Genomic DNA, 21,191 nt, shown 5'->3' with positions numbered 1-21,191 from the left:
ACAATGTATTACCTCATTACGCATAACAAACTTTACGATTACTCTTTGACCCAAAATCGATAAGGCTGTCTATGCCGTATTATTGGAACACCTTGTTTCAAAAAATACCAGATGAGGTGTTTTTTTTGCATGCCCTTTTATGGCTCAAAAAGTGTTAAAAATAAGACAGTAACCTCGGAATAGCTACTGTCTTATCTCATTTTTCACTTAAAGCCTTGACAGACTTGACAAATGGTAGAAAAGAGCCCAAAAAGCGAACAAAGCAGAATTCTGATTACCAGAAAACTAGTTTTGTTCGCTTTTTATATTTGAGGTCGGACTTTTGTCCTAGCCTCTTTATTTATCTGCATTTCAAAACTTTAATTAAAGTGAATTAACATCAACCTTGATACCAACACCTTGTGTAGTAGTGATAGTCAAGTTAGTTACATAAGTACCTTTAGCAGTAGCTGGTTTTGCTTTTTGGATGGTATCGTTGAATGCTTTGAAGTTTTCAACCAACTTGTCAGCTTCAAATGAAACTTTCCCAATAATAGCCTGTACGTTACCTGCACGGTCTGCACGGTAAGTGATTTTCCCGCCTTTAGACTCTTCAACTGCTTTAGCAACATCCATTGTTACAGTACCAGTTTTAGGGTTTGGCATGAGGTTACGTGGGCCAAGGATACGTCCAAGACGTCCAACAAGCGCCATCATATCTGGTGTAGCAATAACTACATCAAAATCAAGCCAGCCACCGTTAATTTTTGCAACGAGGTCATCTTCACCAACGAAGTCTGCACCAGCAGCTTTCGCTTCTTCAGCTTTTGCACCACGTGCAAAAACAAGAACGCGTGAAGTTTTACCAGTTCCGTTTGGCAATACCATTGCACCACGGATTTGTTGATCCGCTTTTTTAACGTCGATGTTCAAGTTGTAAGCAACTTCTACAGTTGCGTCAAATTTTGCAAAGTTAGTTTCTTTTGCAAGAGCTACAGCTTCTTCTACACTGTATGCTTTTGTGCTGTCGATTTTCTCAAGAGCAGCACGAAGTTGTTTGCTTTTTTTAGCCATTTTCTATTCTCCTTGTAAGTGGTTCAATCGATTTTCATCTCCCACGTCACTTCTCGAAATGATGAAGTCTTGCGGGTCTCCAGCGATTTATATCGCATGTTTGGGGGGTCATTGATTAGTCAACAACTTTGAATCCCATAGAACGAGCAGTACCTTCGATCATACGCATTGCAGCTTCAATGTTTGCAGCGTTCAAATCTGGCATCTTAGTTTCAGCAATTTCTTGTACTTGCGCACGAGTAACTGTTGCAACTTTCTTCTTATTTGGTTCGCCTGATCCTTTTTCAGTACCGGCAGCTTTTTTCAAAAGAACAGCAGCTGGTGGAGTCTTTGTAACGAAAGTAAATGATTTGTCTTCGTATACAGAGATAACAACTGGAATGATCATGCCTGCTTGATCAGCTGTACGAGCGTTGAACTCTTTAGTGAATCCCATAATGTTGATACCGGCTTGACCAAGCGCAGGACCAACTGGTGGAGCTGGAGTAGCTTTACCAGCAGGGATTTGCAATTTTACAAGTTTTTCGACTTTTTTAGCCATTTTTAAATCCTCCTTTGTGGTTTTGGCGGTAAATAAAGATTTTTACCTCCCACAAGTATGCTTTTCGCATACCTTTCTATTATACACTAATCTTTCTAAAATGCAAGAAAAAATTCTTATCTTTTCGCATTTTTATGGTAAAATGGTTGTATGGTATTATTAAAAATTGCTTCAGTATTATTTATCTTTCTAACCCTCATTTTGGCTATTATCACGGTGAAAGTCTTTAAATTAAAGAAATATGGTTTGAATTTTGCAGACTTGGCTTTCCCTTTCTTTATTGTGGAGTTTTATATCATCTCAGACAAGGCTTTCTATCACAGTCTTTTGCCTCAGCTGGTTTTAGCGCTCTCTGGTCTGGCTATTGCTATCACAGTTTATTTCCTAAAAAAGAAACAAACTTTTTACTATCCCAAATTTTTCAAATTCTTCTGGCGGGCCGGTTTTCTCTTGACTTTCTTCATGTATCTAGCTATGGTCATCAGTATATTTATTTTGCAGTGAAAAAGAGCCAAGGCTCTTTTTTTATTCATGAAGCTCCAGAGGCAAGCCATCGGGATCAAAAAAGAAGGCCATCTTACGCCCGTCAAAGTCATCATAGCGCAGCTCGGTATGGGGAATCTCCAAGCGATCAAATTCCACTAGCGTTTCTTCAACATCTGTTACTCGGAAGGCAAGATGCCGCAGACCAGTATGCTCTGGATGGGGGAGGAAGGGCCGCTTGGGTGCTTTTTCTTTGATGAAAATTTCCAGAGTCAGATTCCCCTTTCGAACATTAAAGAGAATGTCCTCCTTATCTGGCCGGTGGTGCTCATCCAGCATCTCAAAGCCAAGCTTATCCACATAAAAGGTCTTAGTTTTGGCATAATCATGACCGATAATAGCAATATGGTGAATAGTGTCTAATTTCATAACTTCTTTTCCCTTCGTTCTTAAGTAGAGAAAATCTGCCGGCTGACTGCTGGCAGATTTGTGTTTCATTGAATTATTTTCTTCCTGGTAAACTAATCAAATGAAAGATTAATTAGTCTGCAAGACCTTTCTCGGTTTTGTGCCTTCAGCTGGTCCGATGACACCGGCTGCTTCCAATTCTTCCATGAGGCGAGTAGCCCGATTAAAGCCGACCGAGAGTCGCCGCTGAATCATAGAAGCGCTGGCTTTCTGGGTCTCGATAACCAAGGCTTTGGCTTCCTCAAAGAGTGGATCGCCCTCATCGTCACCTCCACCAATATCCAAATCATTGTCAGATATTTCACCAGGATCAAAGCTGTCATCATAGTCAGCTTCAGCTTGATTCTTGACAAAGGCAACAATGCGCTCCACATCTTCATCTGAGATAAAGGAGCCCTGCAGACGAACCGGATGATTTTCATCAATAGGCTTAAAGAGCATATCACCACGACCTAGCAACTTCTCTGCACCGTTCTCATCCAGAATAGTCCGACTGTCTGTCCCGCTGGACACAGCAAAGGCAATCCGAGAGGGCACATTGGCCTTGATTAGACCCGAGATAACATCTACAGATGGCCGCTGGGTAGCCAGAATCATGTGAATCCCAGCCGCACGCGCTTTTTGTCCCAGACGAATAATGGCGTCTTCCACTTCCTTGCTAGCCACCATCATAAGGTCAGCCAGTTCGTCCACTATGACGACGATTAAAGGCAGGGGAACCTGCTTGTACTCTGACTGTGCATTGTACTCAGCTACCTTAGCGTTGTAACCAGCAATGTTGCGGGCACCTACCTTAGAGAAAAGTTCGTAGCGATTTTCCATCTCGTCTACAACCTTCTGCAGAGCTCGACTGGCCTTGCGAGGATTGGTCACGACGGGGATGAGCAAGTGGGGAATGTCGTTATAAACGGATAACTCCACCATCTTAGGATCCACCATCATGAACTTGACTTCATCAGGTCTAGCCTTCATGAGGATGCTGGCAATAATGCCGTTGACAGCCACAGATTTACCAGAGCCAGTAGAGCCCGCTACCAAGAGATGGGGCATCTTAGCCAAGTCAAAGGAGCGGACAGAGCCGTTGACAGCCTTACCAAGCGGGATTTCTAGGAGCTTATTAGCATCCGTCTTGGACTGGTCCCAGAGTTCTCGGAAAGTCACGGTCGCAACTTCAGAATTGGGCACTTCAATCCCGACAAGAGACTTCCCAGGAATTGGTGCCTCAATCCGCACATCCTTAGCAGCTAGGGCAAGAGCCAAGTCATCAGCCAGATTGGAGATCCGATTAACCCGAACGCCGACAGCTGGCTTAACCTCGTACTTGGTGACAGAAGGCCCGATTTCAGCGCGCTCGACAGCAGCCTTGATGCCAAAGCTGGCAAAGGTCTCTTCCAAAATTTTAATATTCTCGCGAACAATCCGTTTTTCTTTAGTCTGGTTCTTAGGCTTGTCAGGCGCAAAGAGATTGATGGTCGGTAGTTTATAGTCCAGACTTTCCTTGGCTGTAAAATCTACTTCGACATCTGCGTCAGCTTCTTCCCTCTCCTGAACACGCCCAAAATCTAGAGGTTCATGAGGATCATAGTCGCCCGGTTCATCATAGTCTACATCATCAAAATCAACCGATGTATGAGCCAGATCCTCATCATCTAAAATCTCACCCGTCTCAGGATCCACTCCAAGTCCTTCTTGTTCCACCTCAATAGCTTTCAGAGCTTCCTGGGCAGCCTTCTCTTCTCGCTCAAGGAATCTTTGCTGCCGCTTTTCTTCCCTCTTTTCACTCCACTGTTGGAAAGCTATGCTTAATTTCTCAGCAATATCATAAATCGACCATGGACTCATGAGCAGGACTCCAAGCGCAATCAGAAGCAAACCGATAAAATAGGAGCCGATATTTGAAAAAAGAAAAGAAATCGGCGCATAGAGAGCCGCCCCAAGCAAGCCCCCACCAGCAAATGAGGACACTTTAAAGGCCATCAAATCTGTCAGGACTCGCGTAAGCGTTGTGGATAAAACTTGCCCTTTCAAATGCAAAACGTGAACAAAGTAAGCTTGAAAAATCAAGCTCAAGCCCAGAAAAAAGCTGATAAAGCCTGAAATTATCCCTTCATGCTTATGCAACCATTTGAAGAAAAAGAGATAGCCCAAACTGGCCAAGATAGCCACATAGGCCATACTGCCCACCAGAACTCGAATTAAATTATAAATGGTGACCCCGAAGGCACCTAGTTTTAGAGCAGCAAACAACAAAACGATAGCCAAAACAAAAGTGGCAATCATCCGTTGAATGGCTTTCTGCCTTTCTAATTCTGCTTTTGTCGGCCGTCTAGTAGTCCGACCTTTTTTCGTATTTTTCTTATTTGCCATAATTTTCATTATAACACAATCTAGCTAGTTTTAGATAATCAAACTCAAGTTGTTTCAATTACTAGAAAATCTTATGATTTTTTTATTGTGCACTTATATTGTATACTCAAGACATAAGAAAAGCCCAGAAAATTCCTTCTCAGCTTTCCTTTCTCTATTCTAGATTCACCATAAAAGAGGGCCATTTTTTCTCAAAACTCCTTTTGCATTTTAACAAAGAGGTGAATATCGCCATTGCTTTCCTGCGGGATGCGCCTCACCATTTCAAATCCCATATTGAAATAGAGCTGCTGGGCTCGGTGATTGAAGTCAGCCACGGATAGCCTTATGACTTGAGGCGCAAAATTTTCCATGATAAAGTCCAGAATTTCCTGCAGAAATGAAGCACCCTGGCTCTTTCCGCAGTGCTCCGGCTTCATCCCCAAACCAAGCTCCAAAGTTCGCTCTCCTTTCTGATCCAAGCAGAAAAATCCATAGAGCTTCCCCTCTCGCAGGACTTGATAATAACGGTCCCCACGCGCTTCAGGAGAAACCATTTCTTCATAATCCTCTAGGTCATTTTTCATGTCATAAAAATCATAAGGCGCTTCATAATGCCAGTCCTTAGCAATTTCTAAAGCATGCTGCTGGGTTAGTGGTTCAATCATCATCTTCTCCTCCTTTCTCTAAAATTCCCAATAAAATCGTTTCTGGTCTGCTTTTTCGTTGCAGCCGAGGCTGCGGTAAAATGCATGGGCTGATGAACGGGAAATGCCTGAATTAATCCGAACCCCTGTGTAGCCTGCCGCTCTTCCCTCTTCACGCAAAGCTTGCATCAGCGCTCTGCCATGTCCCTGACCTTGAAAATCCTGAGCGACGGCCAAAGCCAAGAGATTGAGCAAGGACGGGAAATAGAGACAGTCGTAGCTAACCGCATGGGCGTAGCCTATGACCTGTCCATCTGCTTCAGCGACCAAAATCAAATGCTGGTCATTCTCTAGCAGCCTCTTCAGTTGAGCCTCCGTCGCTTTCCTATCGAAATTATATCCCAAGCACTCAGCATTGAGTCGCTGAATGGCTACGGCGTCTTCTAGTTTTACCTTACGAATCATCTGTCACCTCGTTCTTCTCTTTATTATAGCAGAAAAGCAGTCTCTTTGACTGCTTTCAATGAACTATTCTCCTAACTGTTTCCTCAACCAAGACTCAGCCTCCTCTAAAGGCTGGTCTGTTAAGATATGAGGCCGACTTGCCTTATTTCATAGGCCACACCATATCTACAAAAGCTTATTTCTATCTCTCACCCTTGGAAAATGCAATCATCAATCCAGAGCCAGCTATACCTGCTAAAATAATGAGACAGATATTTTTCAGAGGATAGAGCCAATCTTTATTTTCCTCATGCCACCTTGACTTCCAAAGCCCAACATAGTCAGCGTTCATATGTTCGGGTTGATTCAGCTGGATATTGATCACAATGGCTAGTAGGGGCAGGGCAATTAAGAGCAGGATAAACAGCCAAACTTTCTTCTTTTTCGTTAGGTTGAACTTCTTCATTCTTTTCTCCGTATATTTCCTATCTAGCTATAACTTCTTTATTTTATTTTTCTCTCGCTTCTATTTCCGAATGGCGATAGCCGTAACCGAAGTAAATCAGAATTCCCAAGAACAGGGCGATTCCAAAGGCCAGCCAAGTGTCCCAAGTGTACTGAGTCATAAAGGAAAGGCAGATGATAATGGACAAAATCGGAGTTAGAGGCACCAGCGGAGTTTTAAACTCTCCTTCCTTGGGCTGTCCCTTATCCTTCCGCAGCTTCAAAATGGCAAAGGCCAGCATAATCAGGTAAGCTAATGTACAGATATTGAGGAAGGAGGCGATGCTGGCCAGTGGAAAGATTCCGGCACAGATAGCCGCCACCACTCCCACCAAGATGGTTGCATTTTGGGGTACTCTGCTCGTTGCAGTTAATTTTTTAAAGGACTTTGGTAACAAACCATCACGCGCCACACTGTAAATCATCCGAGACAAGGCATAGGTCATGGAGATACAGACCGTAATCAGGGTCAAAATAGCCACGATGGAAACATAATTGGCCGCCCAATCCAGTCCAATACTACGAAGTGAGAAGGCTACTGCATCTGGAACATTAAGCTTGGTGTAATGTACCAGTCCAGTCAAGACCAAGGTTACCAAGATATAGAGAATGGTGACGATACTGAGGGACAGGACGATTCCACGTGGTACATTTTTTTGTGGCTCTTTAATCTCGTCCACGGACATGGAAATCGACTCAAAGCCCAGAAAAGCAAAGAACATCAGAGAAGCTCCTGCCATAATCCCCGTCTGCCCGCCATAAATCTGGCCAAAGCCGAACGGAGCAAAGTCAGACCAATTCTCAGGCCGAAGATGGAAAAGACCAACGAGGATAAATAGGGCCAAAGCTGAGAATTTGAGGACTACCAAGGCAGAGTTGAAGCGCAAGGCTGCTTTTGAGTTTAAAAGTACGACTCCTGTAACAAAAAACACAACCAGAATAGGTAAAATATCGATGTATGTTCCCATCTGTGGATCAAAAGTTCCATTTAAGGCTGTTGGCAACTGAAGACCAAAACTACTGAGCAGTCCCTTTAGATAGGAGGCCCAGCCAGAAGCGACACCAGATACTGCTGTCATAAATTCCATGATAGTCAGCCAGCCGGCCATCCAAGCCGGAAATTCTCCCAAAACAGCGTAGATATAGCTATAAGCTCCGCCATTAGCCGGAACCCGCGAAGCAAACTCCGCATAAAATAGAGCACAAATACTGACACACAGGGCAGAAATCACGATAGATACAATCAAAGCCGGACCCGCATACGTCGCTGCGCCGATTCCCGTAACAGTGAAAATCCCTGTACCGACCATGGCACCAATTCCCAAAAGAATCAAATCTACCAGTTTCAGATGCCGCCGCATTCCCGTCCGGTTTTTACTGGCATCTTTTTTTCGAAAAATATTCATAGCAATCTCCCTCCAAAGCATAGATGGTTTATTATATCATAGATTGCTGGATTTAGAAAAGCCCGTTTTCTATCCAGCCTTGCTGCCACCTAGAAAAAAACAGCAAAATAAGAAGCTGGGAAAACCCAACTTCTTATATAGAAACAATCGTATGATAACTGCGGGAAGTAATCATAAAGACAAGCACATAGCTGATAAAGAAGACCGCACAAACGCCTAGCGTGACCGTCAGCATGAGTGTTGCATTAAGCACTCCTAGGACAGACAAGATTAAGCTCAGCATGTGATAAGCAAAAGTCAGATGGATAAAGGCAAAGGCCAGCGGCAGGAAGAAAACAATCAAAATCTGCTTCCGAATGGTTTGTCTGATTTGCTTTTCATCCAGACCGACTTTTTGTAAAATCACAAAGCGATCCCGATCCTCATAACCTTCTGAAATCTGCTTGTAGTAGATGATGAGGATGGTCCCCAGCATGAAGACGATTGAAAGGAAAATCCCGATAAAGAACATACCACCCAACATTCCTTTGATTTCTTGTTTCTCAAAGGCTGTCACCGAACCATAAACCGCTTGATTTTCCGGCAAGGTCAGATTAAACTGATACAACTTTTCTTGATAAGCATCCCTCAGCTTGCGCTGTTCTGCTGTTGGTAAATCCAGATTAAGCCCACCATAATAGTCAAGATTTACAGCGTATTTCTCCATCAAGGCGGAGAATACTTGACTCGGATTTTTGACTACCATATAGATTTTCTCTGGGACAATCATGTTCATCTGGTCTGGCAAATTGCCAAAGATAAAGTCTTCTTTGAGTTCTTCTTTGATTTTAAAGGTCTGACCAGCCAGCTGCAAGTCTTGCTGGAAATCCAGTTTCACGCCTTGCTGGTAGAGTGCCACCTCGTCATCCCCAAGATTCAGAGTTTTCCCTGTCATACTCTGATAATCCGCTTCTGAAATGGCTAGAATGTAAGTATTCGGCGTGACAAATCTCTGATCGGCAGCGAAAATATCAAGTTGATTGCCGGCGCGACTTCTCACCCCCATCGTATAATATTGATAGACGACTCTTTTCGCGACTGGTAACTGTTGCTCATTCGCAAACTCTGTCAGAACTTGGTCCATCTGCTCACCCGTGACTCCTTTTCCTTGAATACTCATATCATGAGGAAACAAGGCTTTTTGCATGTAATCCCCACCAGCATAGATATTGGCTCCACCAGATAAAGTCACCAAGACCATGGTTGATAGGATGGCAATCGTTGCCAGACCCACCGCATTTTTCTTCATGCGGAAAATCAGGTTGGAAACGGAAATCATATTATTAGGTTGGTAATAATAAGACTTCTTCTTTTTCAAAAACTGCAGAAAGACTGTAATTCCCGCATTAAAGAGCAGATAGGTCCCCAGAATCACAAAGAGTACTGCGACAAAGAATGTAAAAATCGCTGATAAAGGATTGGTAACTCCTAGCGCAAGAAAGTAGCCAAATGCCAATGCTGCGAGTCCAAGCACAGTTTGCAGGAGTAAAAAGCGACTTTCCTTTTCTCCACTATTCTTTTCTTTGACCAATTGCAGAGCATCTAGTTTTCTCAGTCTCAGGCCATTGCTCATCATCAAGCAGAAAAAGACAAAGGCATAAAAAACAGCAACAGCCACGACTACAGATGGCTGGAAAGTCGAAACCAGCACAACTTTAAACCCCATGATTTTCAGCAAAAGAGCATAAATTAGCTTGTCAAATAAGAGTCCTAGTCCCAAACCAAGGAGAAGGGTGACCAAACCAAATACCATCAATTCGATGACCACCATGACAAAGAGATGGGATTTATTGAGCCCTAGCACACTGTAGAGCCCCAGCTCTTTGGAGCGATTCTTGAAAACAAAGCTATTGGCATAAAAGACGATAATGCTGGTGGTGATGCTGACAATAACCATCCCCAGCGATAGTACCATAGAAACTGCACTTGCTCCAGCCATTTTTATCAGATTGGGATTGAAGGTCAGAGAGAAAAAGATGTAGGAGATGGCGATAGCCAGACAGGTCGCCAGAGCGAAAGGATAATAAAGCTTACGATTTTTGACTAGGTTGGAAAGCGCAAGCTTACTGGTTAATCTAAGCATGAGCACCCACCTCACTTGCCATAACCGTCAACGTATCGGAAATCTCTTGGAACATCTGTCGCTCAGTCTTGTTGCCGCGGAAGATTTGATTGTAGAGAATCCCGTCCTTGATAAAGAGCACCCGCTTGGCTCGACTGGCTGCTGAAGTCGAGTGAGTCACCATGAGAATAGTTTGACCGCGTGCATTGATGTCGCCAAAGACATCCAAAAGAGCAGCTGAAGACTTGGAATCCAAGGCTCCTGTCGGCTCATCTGCCAGCAAAATCTCAGGCTCAGTGATGATAGCGCGAGCAACTGCCACCCGCTGCTTCTGACCGCCAGAAATCTCATAAGGAAACTTCTCTTGAAGTTTGTTAATTTCCAGCTCATTGCAGGTCGTGACCAGCTTTTGCATCATCTCGGTAATGGGACGACGAGAGAGTACCAAGGGTAGAAGGACATTATCCTTGACCGATAGGGTGTCCAGCAGGTTGAAATCCTGAAAGACAAAGCCTAATTTCTCCCGTCGGAAGCTGGAAGCTTGGCTATTTTTGATAGTTGCTGTGTCAGTTCCGTTGAGGAAAACACGGCCTTCGGTCGGCTTGTCCAGCATGGCTAGGATGTTGAGCAAGGTGGATTTCCCAGAGCCTGACTCCCCCATGATGGCGACATATTCGCCTTTCTCCACTGTAAAGTGAATGTCCTTTAGCGCCTCTACTTGACTACCCTGAAAGCGGGTTTTATAAATTTTTTTCACATGTTGTACATCTAATAATGTCATTCCTTGAACCTCTTTTTCATTATTTGATACTATTATCATACCGAAAAGCCCGACAAGTTTCCATAAGCTAATCTTTCATTTTAAACTCTTATCTTACATTTTTGTCACTTAGCTATCTTCAAGTTATGTAAAAACTTGATTTTCACTAAGGGAAGCTGGCTGTATGACTTGAGCTACTTTGCAAGTTTGCCTCTCTTTCCCCTAAACTTTCAGTTCCATTTGGGCAAAAAGGTGGTGGGATAGAACTAATCATTCTTAGTTCTATCCCAGCCCCTTCACTGCATCTGCTTCTTAATGACTATATTGTAACCAGAAATAATACTGGCTTGATGCACAGCCCAGTCTGGTTTTTTCGATTTCTTCTTTGGAAATCTTCTGCGCCTTTGGAGTGTGTTGTTTGTGGCTGAAGAGATTTGTTTTCATAGTGGGCCTCCTTTTATTTGGATATTGATTTTTGATTTGTTTTTCCTTACACCTATATGATATAAAATTCCCCGTCCCGCTACCATCGAATAACCTTTCATTTTAAGCTTTAAACTTACATTTTTGTCATCTTAAAAGGATGAGTGATCACCACCCATCCTCTTTCTAGAAATTTAGCATATAAATACTCCGCTCTCAGAGTTTAGCCAGATATTCCTGCACAAGTTTGATGTCCGCTTCCTTACCACCTCGGTCAAGATCGCAGATGTGCGGCAGCCCATATTTTTCGATAATCAAAGTTGTCGCCCCGCAGAAGGTCCGACCATGCTTAACCGAATCTCCATTATTGACAAAACCTTTAATCAGGCTTGAGTGTTTCTTGATGAAGCGTTTGCTTGACCAAGGAATTTTCCCAGCAACTGCATTTCGAGTAATGAGAATGCAGGGTTCTTCCAACTTTTCCTTGATGCTTTGTGCCGGATAGCCCAGCGATTCTGCAAATCGCTTCCCAACACCCGTAACTGAATCATAAACTACAATCATTTCCTCTCCCTACTTTCTCAAAAGAAGCACTGCCAGAAAAGCAGCAAAGCCTATAACAGCCACATCCGATATCAGTTGCAAGAGAAATTCCAAATCAGACATACTGTGAATATCGAGCAAGATACTAATCACCGTCAAAGCCAAGACCACCAGCTTGATAGCCACCACCACGACTGGCATTACAAGTAATCCAACCAAGATACAAATAAGACCACCAATCAAAAAAGACTGAAAGCCCAAACTTAGACCAAAGCCAAATTCCACCCCACCATAACCAAGGGTCAAAAGACCAATCACAACTAGGCAAAGGCCCAAAATAGTCCTTCCACTCAACATCATTCCACCTTGTTTCATCATTATTTCCTCACTTTCTCATTTGAATGAATAGATTATTATATTCATTCACGCCTTCTCAAAAAAATATTTTTTCCAATTCACTTCCACCTAAGACTCTATATCACACAAATCCACCTCCTTAACTGAATGAATGTTTTTGAATATTCATTCATATCGTCTTCCAAGAAAAGGAAATTCTTATTTAGCAAAAATTCCCTTTAAAAAATATTTCACCAAGGTCTCGATACTCTCAAAATAGCCTGGAGAATCCTGTTCTGTCACATGCATGTCAATGTAGTAGATCAAATCATAAACCTTCATGATCTCAGCTATTTTCTCCTTCGAAAACCCCTCTTCCTGCAAGCGCTGGCTGAAGGTCTGAATCAGAAACTGATGAAAGGCATTGGACGCTCGTCCGGAATCCTGATTATAGTAATTGTGCAGAATCTGAGAAATACCTGGCTTGTTCCACTCAGCCAGAATTTTATTGGGTGAAATCAACTCAAAAGTGACTGCAAAAAGCTGTTCAACGATTGCCTCGGGCTCGCCCTGCCAGTCCACACGTCGCATGGTTTCCTTACGTATACGGCTATTTTCAGCTACATAAACCTCCAAGAAGATAGCTTCCTTGGACTCATAATACTTGTAAAAGGATCCGACAGCCATGCCGGCACGCTTGGTAATATCTGAAATATTCGTCTTTTTATAGCCCTTCTCAGCAAACACCTGCCTAGCCTCAGCCAATAATTCAGCTTTTTTGTCCATGATCTTCTCCTTTTGTGAATGAATTAAATTTTCTATTCATTCAAATTATAACACTTTAAAAATCTTTGTCAAGAAGGGTCGAAATAGTATTTTGAAAGGAAGACAACGATTTGAGACAATAGCGCCTTTGTTAAATAAAAAAACAAACAAGTTCTCGATAAAACTTGCTTGCGTCTTGGATACATTAGTGTTTTCTACGATTTTTCAAGGCCTCGTTGATTTTCTTGGTTTTGATCATCGAATCGACGGAGACAAGAAACCAAACTAATAGGTAAATCGAAATAAATTTTAGCCAGAAAGAGCAACTGAAAATCATATTTCCCCAGCCATTACAGATCACAGCCAGACAAACGATGGTCGCTGTCACTACAAAGTGGCAGAAAATTAGGAAAGGAAATGGAAAGCGATCTGTCGCATCAAAGATATAGCTTGCTACTCCAATCAAGGCGCTGACAAGGAGAACACTGAGAATAGAGCTAGGAGTCAACGAAAATGTTTTTCCTGAGAACAGGCCTACTAGCAGAAAGACCAAGCTACCTGTTCTCAGACCATCCTGCATACCGATAAGAATTTTTTTAAAGGTCATAATTTTTCTCCTAAATTCCCAAATAGTCCATAAGCAGCTTGACATAGCGGCGACTGACATCGGTTTTGAGCTGATTGGTTAGCTTGGCAGTCATATTGCCCGAAAAGCTATCCGACAAAGATTCCAGATGATCGATGTTAACGACTGCATGCCGCGACACCTGAATGAAATTGCGACTATTGAGACGATTTTGAAAACGAGTCAGCGTTTCTGTCGTTGTATAAACGCCCTCGGTACTGTAAATCATCAGGGTTGTCTGATTAATATCGGCTAGGATAATGTCCTCCGTCTTGAGCATGACCAGCTTATCATCCGACTTAATAGGCAGGACACCACTTGGACCAGCCTTATAGTGTTCCAGATAGTCTAGAACGGTCTTGGCCTCACCAGCCAGCTGATCCGCTCTCACGACCACCAGCGGGTCTTGGGAGGAAATCTGAGCATCTTCTTCAAATCTTGTCTGCAAACCTAAGCCTCCTACTTTCTTTACTTGAAGCTCATCCGTCGATTTAGCAGCCAATTTTGACCTAGCCAGAACAGGGCTGCTGCCGTGAGCACTACTCCAACTATATAGTATGTTTCTTGGCTTGTCAAGAGCTTTTGCCATTCGATACGGATACCTAGGAGCTTCTCAAATTCTTGCTGGAGCTGACTCTGGCCCGCAAAAACTTCTGTCAGAGACTCCTTCATCAGGACTTGTCTGAAAAGGGAAGCCATGTAGGTTGAGGGAGTTAACTTCATGAGATTTTGAGCAAGGCTGGGTAGAGTCCCAATTGGAATATAGGTTCCCACTAGAAAACCAGAGGCCGCACCGATGACCGTTGCATATTGACCCAAGGAATTCATCGATTTGAAATAAGGAACAACTAGAGCATTAAGAAGACTAGCAAGCAAGCTATTAAGCAGCATGAGGAAGACCAGCTGGGGAAGAAGCGCCCTATCAAAGGAAATCTTGTCTGCTAGGATAAAGTAGGTCAGCATAACAGCAAACATGAAGACTTGCATGACAAAGCCAATCACAAAGGCACTGATTAAGTAGCTAAACTGCAAGCCCCATTGCCCCAAATCTGTGATAAAGAGGTCGGCAGTCACCTTTCTTTCTTGGTCTTCGGTCTGTTGCGAAAAAGCTGATAGGGTAGTTGTCAAGGCGGTGACAGCTAGTGTTCCGCTAATCAACCAGAAGTCGAGCAGCTCTTTAGCATGGCTACTGTCTGACCAAGAGCCTTTCATGTTGTCCTTTAGAAAGACCAGATATAAAACAAAGGGAATAATGGCTCCAAAGAGAGATAGGATCACCCCACTATGATTGCGAAAATATAGTAAAAAATTTCGTTTGATCAACATTAACATTTAACGTACCTCTCTTCCTGTCAGGGCCATAAAGGCATCATCCATCGTCCCTGGTTGAAATTCAAATTGTTCAATATAAGAGCCAAGCTGGCTAAGCAAAGCCAATGCTTCCTTAGTCGTTTCTGGATAAAAGAAAAACTCATTATCCTTGCCATGCTCCCATTCACAGCTAGTCGGCAAAGTAGCCTTCAAGTCCTCTGAATCTAGGGTCAGAATCCGCAAAACATTGCGGGCATAGCGCTCCTTGATCTGGTTGGCAGATCCCTGAGCGATGACTTGACCATGGTCTACGATGTAAATCTTATCCGCATCGTCGGCTTCATTGAGATAGTGGGTAGTCAGGACTACGGTCATGTTTTCCTTCTGCTGCAAGTCTTTGAGCAACTTCCAAATGCTTTCTCTGGTCTGGATATCCAAGCCTGTCGTTGGCTCATCTAGAAAAAGCAGGTCAGGGCTATTGAGCAACGCACGAGCAATATCCACCCGTCGCTTTTGTCCGCCAGAAAGTGTCCCGTAGCGTTGTTTGGCAAAGCTAGTCAGCCCCAGTTGCTCGATCAACTGGTCAATCTTGCCTGCTTTCACCTGTTTGTACTGCTTGGCACGGATTTTCAGATTTTCAACTACTGTCAAATTGGCATCTAGCACACTATTTTGAAAGACCACCCCCAGCTTGGTTTGTTCTGCATAAATGATTTGTCCTGATGTCGGCTGCAAAAGTCCAATCAACATCTGAATGGTCGTGGATTTTCCTGCACCATTAGGACCCAGAATTGCTGTAAAACTGCCTCTCTCAATCTGAATATTAAGACCATTGACAGCCACCTTATCGCCATAAACTTTAGTTAGATTTTTCGTTTCTACTAACATGATATTTTCCCCTGTCCTTAACTTCTGAAACTATGATAGCAAGTCTTTTTTGAAAAATCTCATCTTTTTGGATAAGCGGTAAAATGAGGGAGATGAGTGGTAATATTCCAGACACAAAAAAATCCCCGACCAGAGGTCAGGGATTTGCTCTTAGCGGGCGACAATCTTGCGGTAACTGCGGGAAGTTAGTAAGAATACTAAAATATAAGTCAGGAGGAAGACGCCGCAAGTTGCAAGTGTTGTCTGGATTAAGAGAGGAAGATTGGTCACACCCAATAGGGCAACAATCAAGCGCAGCATATGAAAAACTGCTGCTATATGTAGAAAAGCAAAGATGAGAGGTAGGAAGAAAACAGTCAAAATCTGCTTGCGAATGGTACTTCTAGTCTGCTTTTCATCTAAACCAACTTTTTGTAAGATAATAAAGCCATCACGGTCTTCATAGCCCTCAGAGATTTGCTTGTAGTAAATCACGAGAACAGCTCCTAGAAGGAAGATAACGGAGAGGAAGACACCGATGAAGAGCAAGGTTCCAGTAAGTTCTTGATAGCTCTTTTCTGCGCTGTAACGGTCACTAGCCATTGCGAAGCTACCATCTTGAGCTTGTTCCTGATCCAAAGAGTCTCTCAACCCCAGCTGGACTTGCTCGACAAACTTTTTACTGTCCTTAGTCTCTGAAGCAACTCCAATGTAGTAGTAATGATCCACATCGAGATTAACATCTTTGCTATCATTGACCACCATATAGAGACCCTGCTCCATGGCCACATCGTTTGGATTAGGGATTTCCCCATGCGTGAAATTCGACGATAAAAGCTGCTTAATTTTCCAGTCCTTGCCATTCACTCGGAGAGGCTTGTCCTTATTTAAGGAAACATTTTTTCCATAGACAAGACTTTCATCGTCTGCCAAGTCTATCTTTTTCCCTGTCATTTTTTCATAATCCTGACGATTGATGACCGTAATCGTGCCAGCAGACTTGGTCAAGATACTTGAATCCGACTCCAGCTCGCTTTGCATTGGAACAGTGATATCATTTCCAGCCAGTTTCATGATGAAGGATGATTGGTAAAGATAGGCAGTATAGTTTGGCTTCTTCAGACCTGTTTCCTGAGCGACTTGCTGGACCTTGTCCAACAGTGCTTCCTTCTGATCAGTCGATTTCGGCAAGACGACGCTGACATTATAATCCTTTGGATGCAAGGTGGTAATATAATCCTGACCTCCAACATAGATATTGATTGTGCCAACCAGAGTCACTAAGAGCATGGTAGATAGAATGGAGATAGTTGCCAATCCTGCTGCATTTTTACGCATCCGCGAGATGAGATTGGAAACAGAAATGAAATTCTGCGTTTTGTAGTAGTAGCCTTTGCGCTTTTTGAGAAATTTCAATAGTGTAATCGAACCTGCATTAAAAAGCAGATAAGTTGCTAGGATAACCATGATCACAGCGATAAAGAAATTGCCGATAGCAGCGACAGGTTTGGTAACGGTCAAAGCCATATAATAAGCTACACCCATGAGCAGAAGCCCCAGCAAGGTTTGCAGCAAAAGGAAGCGTCCCTTCTTCTCGCCAGCTTTCTTTTCTTTCATTAGATTAAGAGAGCTATGGCGTAGAAGGCGTAAAGAATTGAGCAACAATATCACCGCAAAAGCGACACCCAGACTGGCCAGAGTCAACCAAACATTCTGCCATTGGAAGGTCGAGGCAATAACGGCAGGCATTCCCATCAATTTCAAAAGGACTGCGTAAAGCATCTTGTCCAAAGCTAAGCCAGACAAGATACCCAGACCAACTGTAGCTAGATAAAAGACACAGAGTTCAAAGAAGGTCATGACTAACAGATGCTTTTTCTCCATGCCCAGCAGACTATAGACTCCCAACTCTCGGGAGCGGTTTTTCATGACGAAGCTATTGGCATAGGTGATGAGGATAAGGACGGCAATCTGAATGACATAGATACCAAACTGCAAGGTCATGCGGGCTGCTGTACCACCATAAGAGGTCTCCATATTTGGACTGTGAGCCAGTGAGACAAAACTATACAAAATCGCTGTTGCCAGTATCGTCGCCAAAGTAAATGGATAATACAAACTGCGATTTTTGATCAGATTTGACAAGGCCAGTTTACTCGTTAGTTTGAACATAATCGCCCACCTCACTTGCCATAACTGTCAGAGTATCAGAAATCTCTTGGAACATCTGCCGCTCGGTCTTGTTGCCGCGGAAGATTTGGTTGTAAAGAATCCCATCCTTGATAAAGAGCACCCGCTTGGCACGACTGGCTGCCGAGGTCGAGTGGGTCACCATGAGAATGGTCTGGCCGCGGGCATTGATGTCGTCAAAGACATCCAAGAGAGCAGCTGAAGACTTGGAATCCAAGGCTCCTGTTGGTTCATCCGCCAGCAAAATCTCAGGCTCAGTGATGATAGCGCGAGCAACTGCCACCCGCTGCTTCTGACCACCGGAAATCTCATAAGGAAACTTCTCTTGAAGCTTGTTAATCCCCAGCTCGTTGCAGGTCGTGACCAGCTTTTGCATCATCTCGGTAATGGGACGACGAGAGAGTACCAAGGGTAGAAGGACATTATCCTTGACCGACAGGGTGTCCAGCAGGTTGAAATCCTGGAAGACAAAGCCTAATTTCTCCCGGCGGAAGCTGGAAGCCTGGCTGTTTTTGATGGTTGCCGTGTCAGTTCCATTAAGGAAAACACGGCCCTCAGTCGGCTTGTCCAGCATGGCTAGGATGTTGAGCAGGGTGGATTTCCCAGAGCCGGATTCTCCCATGATGGCGACATATTCGCCTTTCTCCACTGTAAAGTGAATATCCTTTAGCGCCTCTACTTGGCTGCCCTGAAAGCGAGTTTTATAAATTTTTTTCACGTGTTGTACGTCTAATAATGTCATCATTCTCTCCTTTTTCTATTATTATTTTAATACAGATACTTGTCTATTGCTATTTCTAGCACTTCATGACTAAACTGACTTGTCTATCTCTGCACCAGATAAGCAATCAGCGTGATGAGCCAGAGATGGGCTGGGTAAAAGATATAAAAGAAATACTTGCCCCATTTGCCATTATAGCCTCGCTCTCCATTGTAGAGATGGAGGAAGGGCAAGACGGTAATAAAGGCCCAGTCTGAATTGTAGAGCAGCATGGAAATGGTAGCTCCCATGGTTGGGTAGATTTCAATGCTCAGACAAAAGAGCAGAAAGGCCAAGACAATGTAAGAAAGAGTTCTGAGTACAGGCTGATTGCGGAAGATATAGCTAAGCAGCATAAAGGGAATGATGGTCATCCCACCTTCTGTCAAAACGACTCCTGCTAAACCAACCAATACCGCCCCACCAAGCCGCAAATAGCGCTTCTCATCCCTAGGAGCTTGCCTATTTTTTGAAAAGCCAAATACAAGATTGAGCACCAGAAGGCCACAGGCCAGAGTAAGAAAAATATTGTTGCCAAGATAAATTCCCTTGCCTTGGAACAACAGCGTCAAGATGCTATTGCCCAGCTGCATGATAGCCGCCCAGATAAACAAGCGTGCATTGTAGGCCAAGCGGTTGCGCGTATGCAGAAAACCCTCTACTGCGCTAAAAGCAAACCAAGCGCCTACGCAACGGGTCAGCAGGTGGAAAATTCCATCCCAGCCTGTCGGCAAGAGTCCTGGAATCTTGTAAATATGATCAAAAACCATGAGAAAGGCCATGAAGAGCTTGAGTTGGAAAGCATTTAATCCTCTTGTTTTCATTTCGTATCTCCTTGTCTTCTTTATACATCTATCTTACAAAAAAAGAAAGGTCGGTACCATAACCTAACCTTTCAATTTCACTTGCCAATCTTACAAGTTTGTAAGATTGCCCTATTCAAATATCATTTTTTTCTCAGAAAAGCGAATCATGACAGTCGTTCCCTGTCCGACCTGCGAAGCGATGCTAATCTGGTGCCCCAGCTCATCTGCGATTTTCTTGGACAGATAAAGCCCCAAGCCAGATGACTGCTGGGTCAGGCGACCATTATAGCCCGAAAAACCTCGCTCAAAAACGCGTAGTAAATCCGCATCTTGAATGCCCAGACCGCTGTCTTTGATATAAAGCCTATCCTCCTGAAAATAAATCTCAATCCCGCCTTGACTGGTGTATTTCAGACTGTTCGACAGCACTTGCTCCAAAATAACGACGAACCACTTCTTATCTGTGATGATAGTTCGGTCCAGATCATGCAGGCTGAGGCTCAGCCCCTTTTGGATAAAGAAAATCGCATACTTTTTGACAATCTCCTTGACCAAGTCTTCAACATTTTCCTTTTTCAAGACCAAATCCTCGTGGAAACTCTCCAAACGAAGGTACTGCAAGACGATATTGACATAGGACTCAATCTTAAAGAGCTCTTGCTCCAGCTGGTTCTTGACCTTCTTGTCCTCAATCTCTCCGACCAGCAGGGAACTAGCCGCAATAGGCGTCTTAATCTGATGAGCCCAGAGCGTATAATAGTCCATCAGGTCATTTAACTTCTCCCTCTCCTCAATCGCACGGTTCTTCTTGTCCATTTCCAAAAGAGCCAGTTTCTCAAAAAGGAGATCCTCTAAGGCTGTCTGAGGCCGACCTGAGGCATAAAAGAGCTGGTTGCGGTATTCCTTATAGGCGCTAGCTAAGTCCATTCCCAAGAAAAAGCTAGCGAGGAGAAAGGCTAAGAGCAACTGATACTCTAGCAGACTGCGCCCATCCTCGAAAATAAAGGCAAACATCCCCATAATCGAAAATACAATCAGCAAGAGCGACAAAATGAAGCGACGGGAGTAGAGATGATGCTTCAAAAAGAAAAATTTATCCTGCATGTCCATTGGTCAAACCATATCCTATCCCTTTTTTCGTCTCAATAAAATGCTTCAGGCCGTGCTCCTCCAGCTTCTTGCGCAGGCGGGCAACATTGACGGACAAGGTATTGTCATCGATAAAGAAATCGCTGTTCCAGAGCTCCTTCATCAAATCATCACGCGCCACGATACTACCGGAATGCTCAAAGAGCACCCGCAAGATCTGAAATTCATTCTTGGTTAGCGTCACAAGCTCGCCCTCATAGACCAAATCCATGGATTTAAGATTTAAAATCACACCCTGATATTCCAAAAGACTTTGATCCGTTCCAAACTCATACGAACGTCGCAGCAGGCCTTGAACTTTTGCCAGAAAGACATTATTATCAAAAGGCTTGGTCACATAGTCATCTGCGCCCATATTGATGGCCATGACGATATCCATAGACTGGTCGCGCGAAGACAGAAACATAATCGGCACCGTCGAAATCTTCCGAATTTCCTGGCACCAATGGTAGCCGTTAAAGAGAGGCAGACCAATATCCATCAGCACCAGCTGGGGCTCCTCCTTGACAAAGGTCGTCAAAACCTGCATAAAATCTTCAATCGCCACAACCTGATAGCCCCACTGCTCTAGCATTTTTTTGATCATTTGACGGATGACCGCATCATCCTCGACCAGTAAAATCTTGTGCATTCCATTTCCTCACTCATTTTTCTTACTGCTAT

General features: G+C 43.6%; 23 protein-coding genes and 2 pseudogenes. 1 reads left to right on the top strand and 24 read right to left on the bottom strand.

What is annotated here, in order from left to right:
* Positions 1–363 precede the first annotated feature (363 nt).
* Positions 364–1,053, bottom strand: a complete 690-nt coding sequence (gene rplA / locus AC5FEC_RS05775) for a 50S ribosomal protein L1 (protein ID WP_037616184.1) — start codon at positions 1,051–1,053, stop codon at positions 364–366.
* A 115-nt stretch (positions 1,054–1,168) separates the two neighbouring features.
* Positions 1,169–1,594 carry a 50S ribosomal protein L11 gene (gene rplK, locus AC5FEC_RS05770; protein ID WP_037616181.1) on the bottom strand — a complete coding sequence of 142 codons (426 nt, stop codon included), beginning with the start codon at positions 1,592–1,594 and terminating at the stop codon, positions 1,169–1,171.
* Positions 1,595–1,744: 150 nt separating this feature from the next.
* Here rplK and AC5FEC_RS05765 point away from each other — a divergent pair, with 150 nt between their 5' ends.
* Positions 1,745–2,098, top strand: a complete 354-nt coding sequence (locus tag AC5FEC_RS05765) for a DUF3397 domain-containing protein (protein ID WP_037615213.1) — start codon at positions 1,745–1,747, stop codon at positions 2,096–2,098.
* A 21-nt stretch (positions 2,099–2,119) separates the two neighbouring features.
* On the opposite strand, the gene gloA2 is transcribed toward AC5FEC_RS05765, so the two are convergent.
* From gloA2 to AC5FEC_RS05655, 22 genes and pseudogenes are all read right to left on the bottom strand, one after another.
* On the bottom strand, positions 2,120–2,506 hold the full coding sequence (gloA2, locus tag AC5FEC_RS05760) for an SMU1112c/YaeR family gloxylase I-like metalloprotein (RefSeq protein ID WP_493661591.1): 387 nt from the start codon (positions 2,504–2,506) through the stop codon (positions 2,120–2,122).
* 108 nt (positions 2,507–2,614) lie between these two features.
* The gene (locus AC5FEC_RS05755) at positions 2,615–4,912 is read right to left on the bottom strand and encodes a DNA translocase FtsK (RefSeq protein ID WP_493661590.1); all 2,298 of its coding nucleotides are present in this window, start codon (positions 4,910–4,912) and stop codon (positions 2,615–2,617) included.
* Positions 4,913–5,103: 191 nt separating this feature from the next.
* Positions 5,104–5,562 carry a GNAT family N-acetyltransferase gene (locus AC5FEC_RS05750; RefSeq protein WP_493661589.1) on the bottom strand — a complete coding sequence of 153 codons (459 nt, stop codon included), beginning with the start codon at positions 5,560–5,562 and terminating at the stop codon, positions 5,104–5,106.
* A 15-nt stretch (positions 5,563–5,577) separates the two neighbouring features.
* Complete coding sequence (locus AC5FEC_RS05745; protein WP_493661588.1) at positions 5,578–6,003, bottom strand: GNAT family N-acetyltransferase; 426 nt, start codon at positions 6,001–6,003, stop codon at positions 5,578–5,580.
* Positions 6,004–6,184: 181 nt separating this feature from the next.
* Positions 6,185–6,448: a hypothetical protein gene (locus tag AC5FEC_RS05740; protein WP_493661587.1), complete on the bottom strand. Its 264-nt coding sequence runs from the start codon at positions 6,446–6,448 to the stop codon at positions 6,185–6,187.
* Positions 6,449–6,491: 43 nt separating this feature from the next.
* Positions 6,492–7,892: an amino acid permease gene (locus tag AC5FEC_RS05735; protein ID WP_493661586.1), complete on the bottom strand. Its 1,401-nt coding sequence runs from the start codon at positions 7,890–7,892 to the stop codon at positions 6,492–6,494.
* Positions 7,893–8,025: 133 nt separating this feature from the next.
* Positions 8,026–10,014 (bottom strand): ABC transporter permease, encoded by a 1,989-nt coding sequence (locus AC5FEC_RS05730; protein ID WP_493661585.1) that lies wholly within the window; start codon positions 10,012–10,014, stop codon positions 8,026–8,028.
* Complete coding sequence (locus AC5FEC_RS05725; RefSeq protein ID WP_037615199.1) at positions 10,007–10,774, bottom strand: ABC transporter ATP-binding protein; 768 nt, start codon at positions 10,772–10,774, stop codon at positions 10,007–10,009. Before AC5FEC_RS05725 ends, AC5FEC_RS05730 begins: the two co-directional genes overlap by 8 nt.
* Positions 10,775–11,065: 291 nt before the next feature.
* Complete coding sequence (locus AC5FEC_RS05720) at positions 11,066–11,197, bottom strand: hypothetical protein (protein ID WP_262366324.1); 132 nt, start codon at positions 11,195–11,197, stop codon at positions 11,066–11,068.
* Positions 11,198–11,392: 195 nt separating this feature from the next.
* Positions 11,393–11,740, bottom strand: coding sequence for a class Ib ribonucleoside-diphosphate reductase assembly flavoprotein NrdI (locus AC5FEC_RS05715; RefSeq protein WP_493661584.1), 348 nt, complete (start codon positions 11,738–11,740; stop codon positions 11,393–11,395).
* Positions 11,741–11,749: 9 nt separating this feature from the next.
* Positions 11,750–12,097, bottom strand: coding sequence for a hypothetical protein (locus AC5FEC_RS05710; RefSeq protein WP_493661583.1), 348 nt, complete (start codon positions 12,095–12,097; stop codon positions 11,750–11,752).
* Between the two features lie 177 nt (positions 12,098–12,274).
* Complete coding sequence (locus tag AC5FEC_RS05705; RefSeq protein ID WP_493661582.1) at positions 12,275–12,841, bottom strand: TetR/AcrR family transcriptional regulator; 567 nt, start codon at positions 12,839–12,841, stop codon at positions 12,275–12,277.
* A gap of 184 nt (positions 12,842–13,025) precedes the next feature.
* Positions 13,026–13,427, bottom strand: coding sequence for a DUF3021 domain-containing protein (locus AC5FEC_RS05700; RefSeq protein ID WP_493661581.1), 402 nt, complete (start codon positions 13,425–13,427; stop codon positions 13,026–13,028).
* A gap of 10 nt (positions 13,428–13,437) precedes the next feature.
* Positions 13,438–13,893, bottom strand: a complete 456-nt coding sequence (locus AC5FEC_RS05695) for a LytTR family DNA-binding domain-containing protein (RefSeq protein ID WP_493661580.1) — start codon at positions 13,891–13,893, stop codon at positions 13,438–13,440.
* Positions 13,894–13,913: 20 nt separating this feature from the next.
* On the bottom strand, positions 13,914–14,777 hold the full coding sequence (locus AC5FEC_RS05690; protein WP_493661579.1) for an ABC transporter permease: 864 nt from the start codon (positions 14,775–14,777) through the stop codon (positions 13,914–13,916).
* Positions 14,778–14,981 (bottom strand): annotated as a pseudogene (locus AC5FEC_RS05685) (ABC transporter ATP-binding protein); the annotation flags it as partial.
* Between the two features lie 14 nt (positions 14,982–14,995).
* Positions 14,996–15,644: pseudogene (locus AC5FEC_RS05680) on the bottom strand (ABC transporter ATP-binding protein); the annotation flags it as partial.
* Positions 15,645–15,794: 150 nt separating this feature from the next.
* The gene (locus AC5FEC_RS05675) at positions 15,795–17,795 is read right to left on the bottom strand and encodes an ABC transporter permease (RefSeq protein ID WP_493661578.1); all 2,001 of its coding nucleotides are present in this window, start codon (positions 17,793–17,795) and stop codon (positions 15,795–15,797) included.
* Positions 17,776–18,555, bottom strand: coding sequence for an ABC transporter ATP-binding protein (locus AC5FEC_RS05670; RefSeq protein ID WP_493661577.1), 780 nt, complete (start codon positions 18,553–18,555; stop codon positions 17,776–17,778). The genes AC5FEC_RS05675 and AC5FEC_RS05670 overlap by 20 nt, the downstream gene beginning before the upstream one ends.
* 83 nt (positions 18,556–18,638) lie before the next feature.
* Positions 18,639–19,397: a TraX family protein gene (locus tag AC5FEC_RS05665; RefSeq protein WP_493661576.1), complete on the bottom strand. Its 759-nt coding sequence runs from the start codon at positions 19,395–19,397 to the stop codon at positions 18,639–18,641.
* A 111-nt stretch (positions 19,398–19,508) separates the two neighbouring features.
* Positions 19,509–20,489 carry a sensor histidine kinase gene (locus AC5FEC_RS05660; RefSeq protein ID WP_493661575.1) on the bottom strand — a complete coding sequence of 327 codons (981 nt, stop codon included), beginning with the start codon at positions 20,487–20,489 and terminating at the stop codon, positions 19,509–19,511.
* Positions 20,473–21,159 (bottom strand): response regulator transcription factor, encoded by a 687-nt coding sequence (locus AC5FEC_RS05655; RefSeq protein ID WP_037615348.1) that lies wholly within the window; start codon positions 21,157–21,159, stop codon positions 20,473–20,475. The genes AC5FEC_RS05660 and AC5FEC_RS05655 overlap by 17 nt, the downstream gene beginning before the upstream one ends.
* Between the last annotated feature and the right edge of the window lie 32 nt (positions 21,160–21,191).

This window comes from Streptococcus sp. STC1396 (genome assembly GCF_058933875.1).
This window is presented reverse-complemented; position numbering and strand designations above follow the sequence as displayed.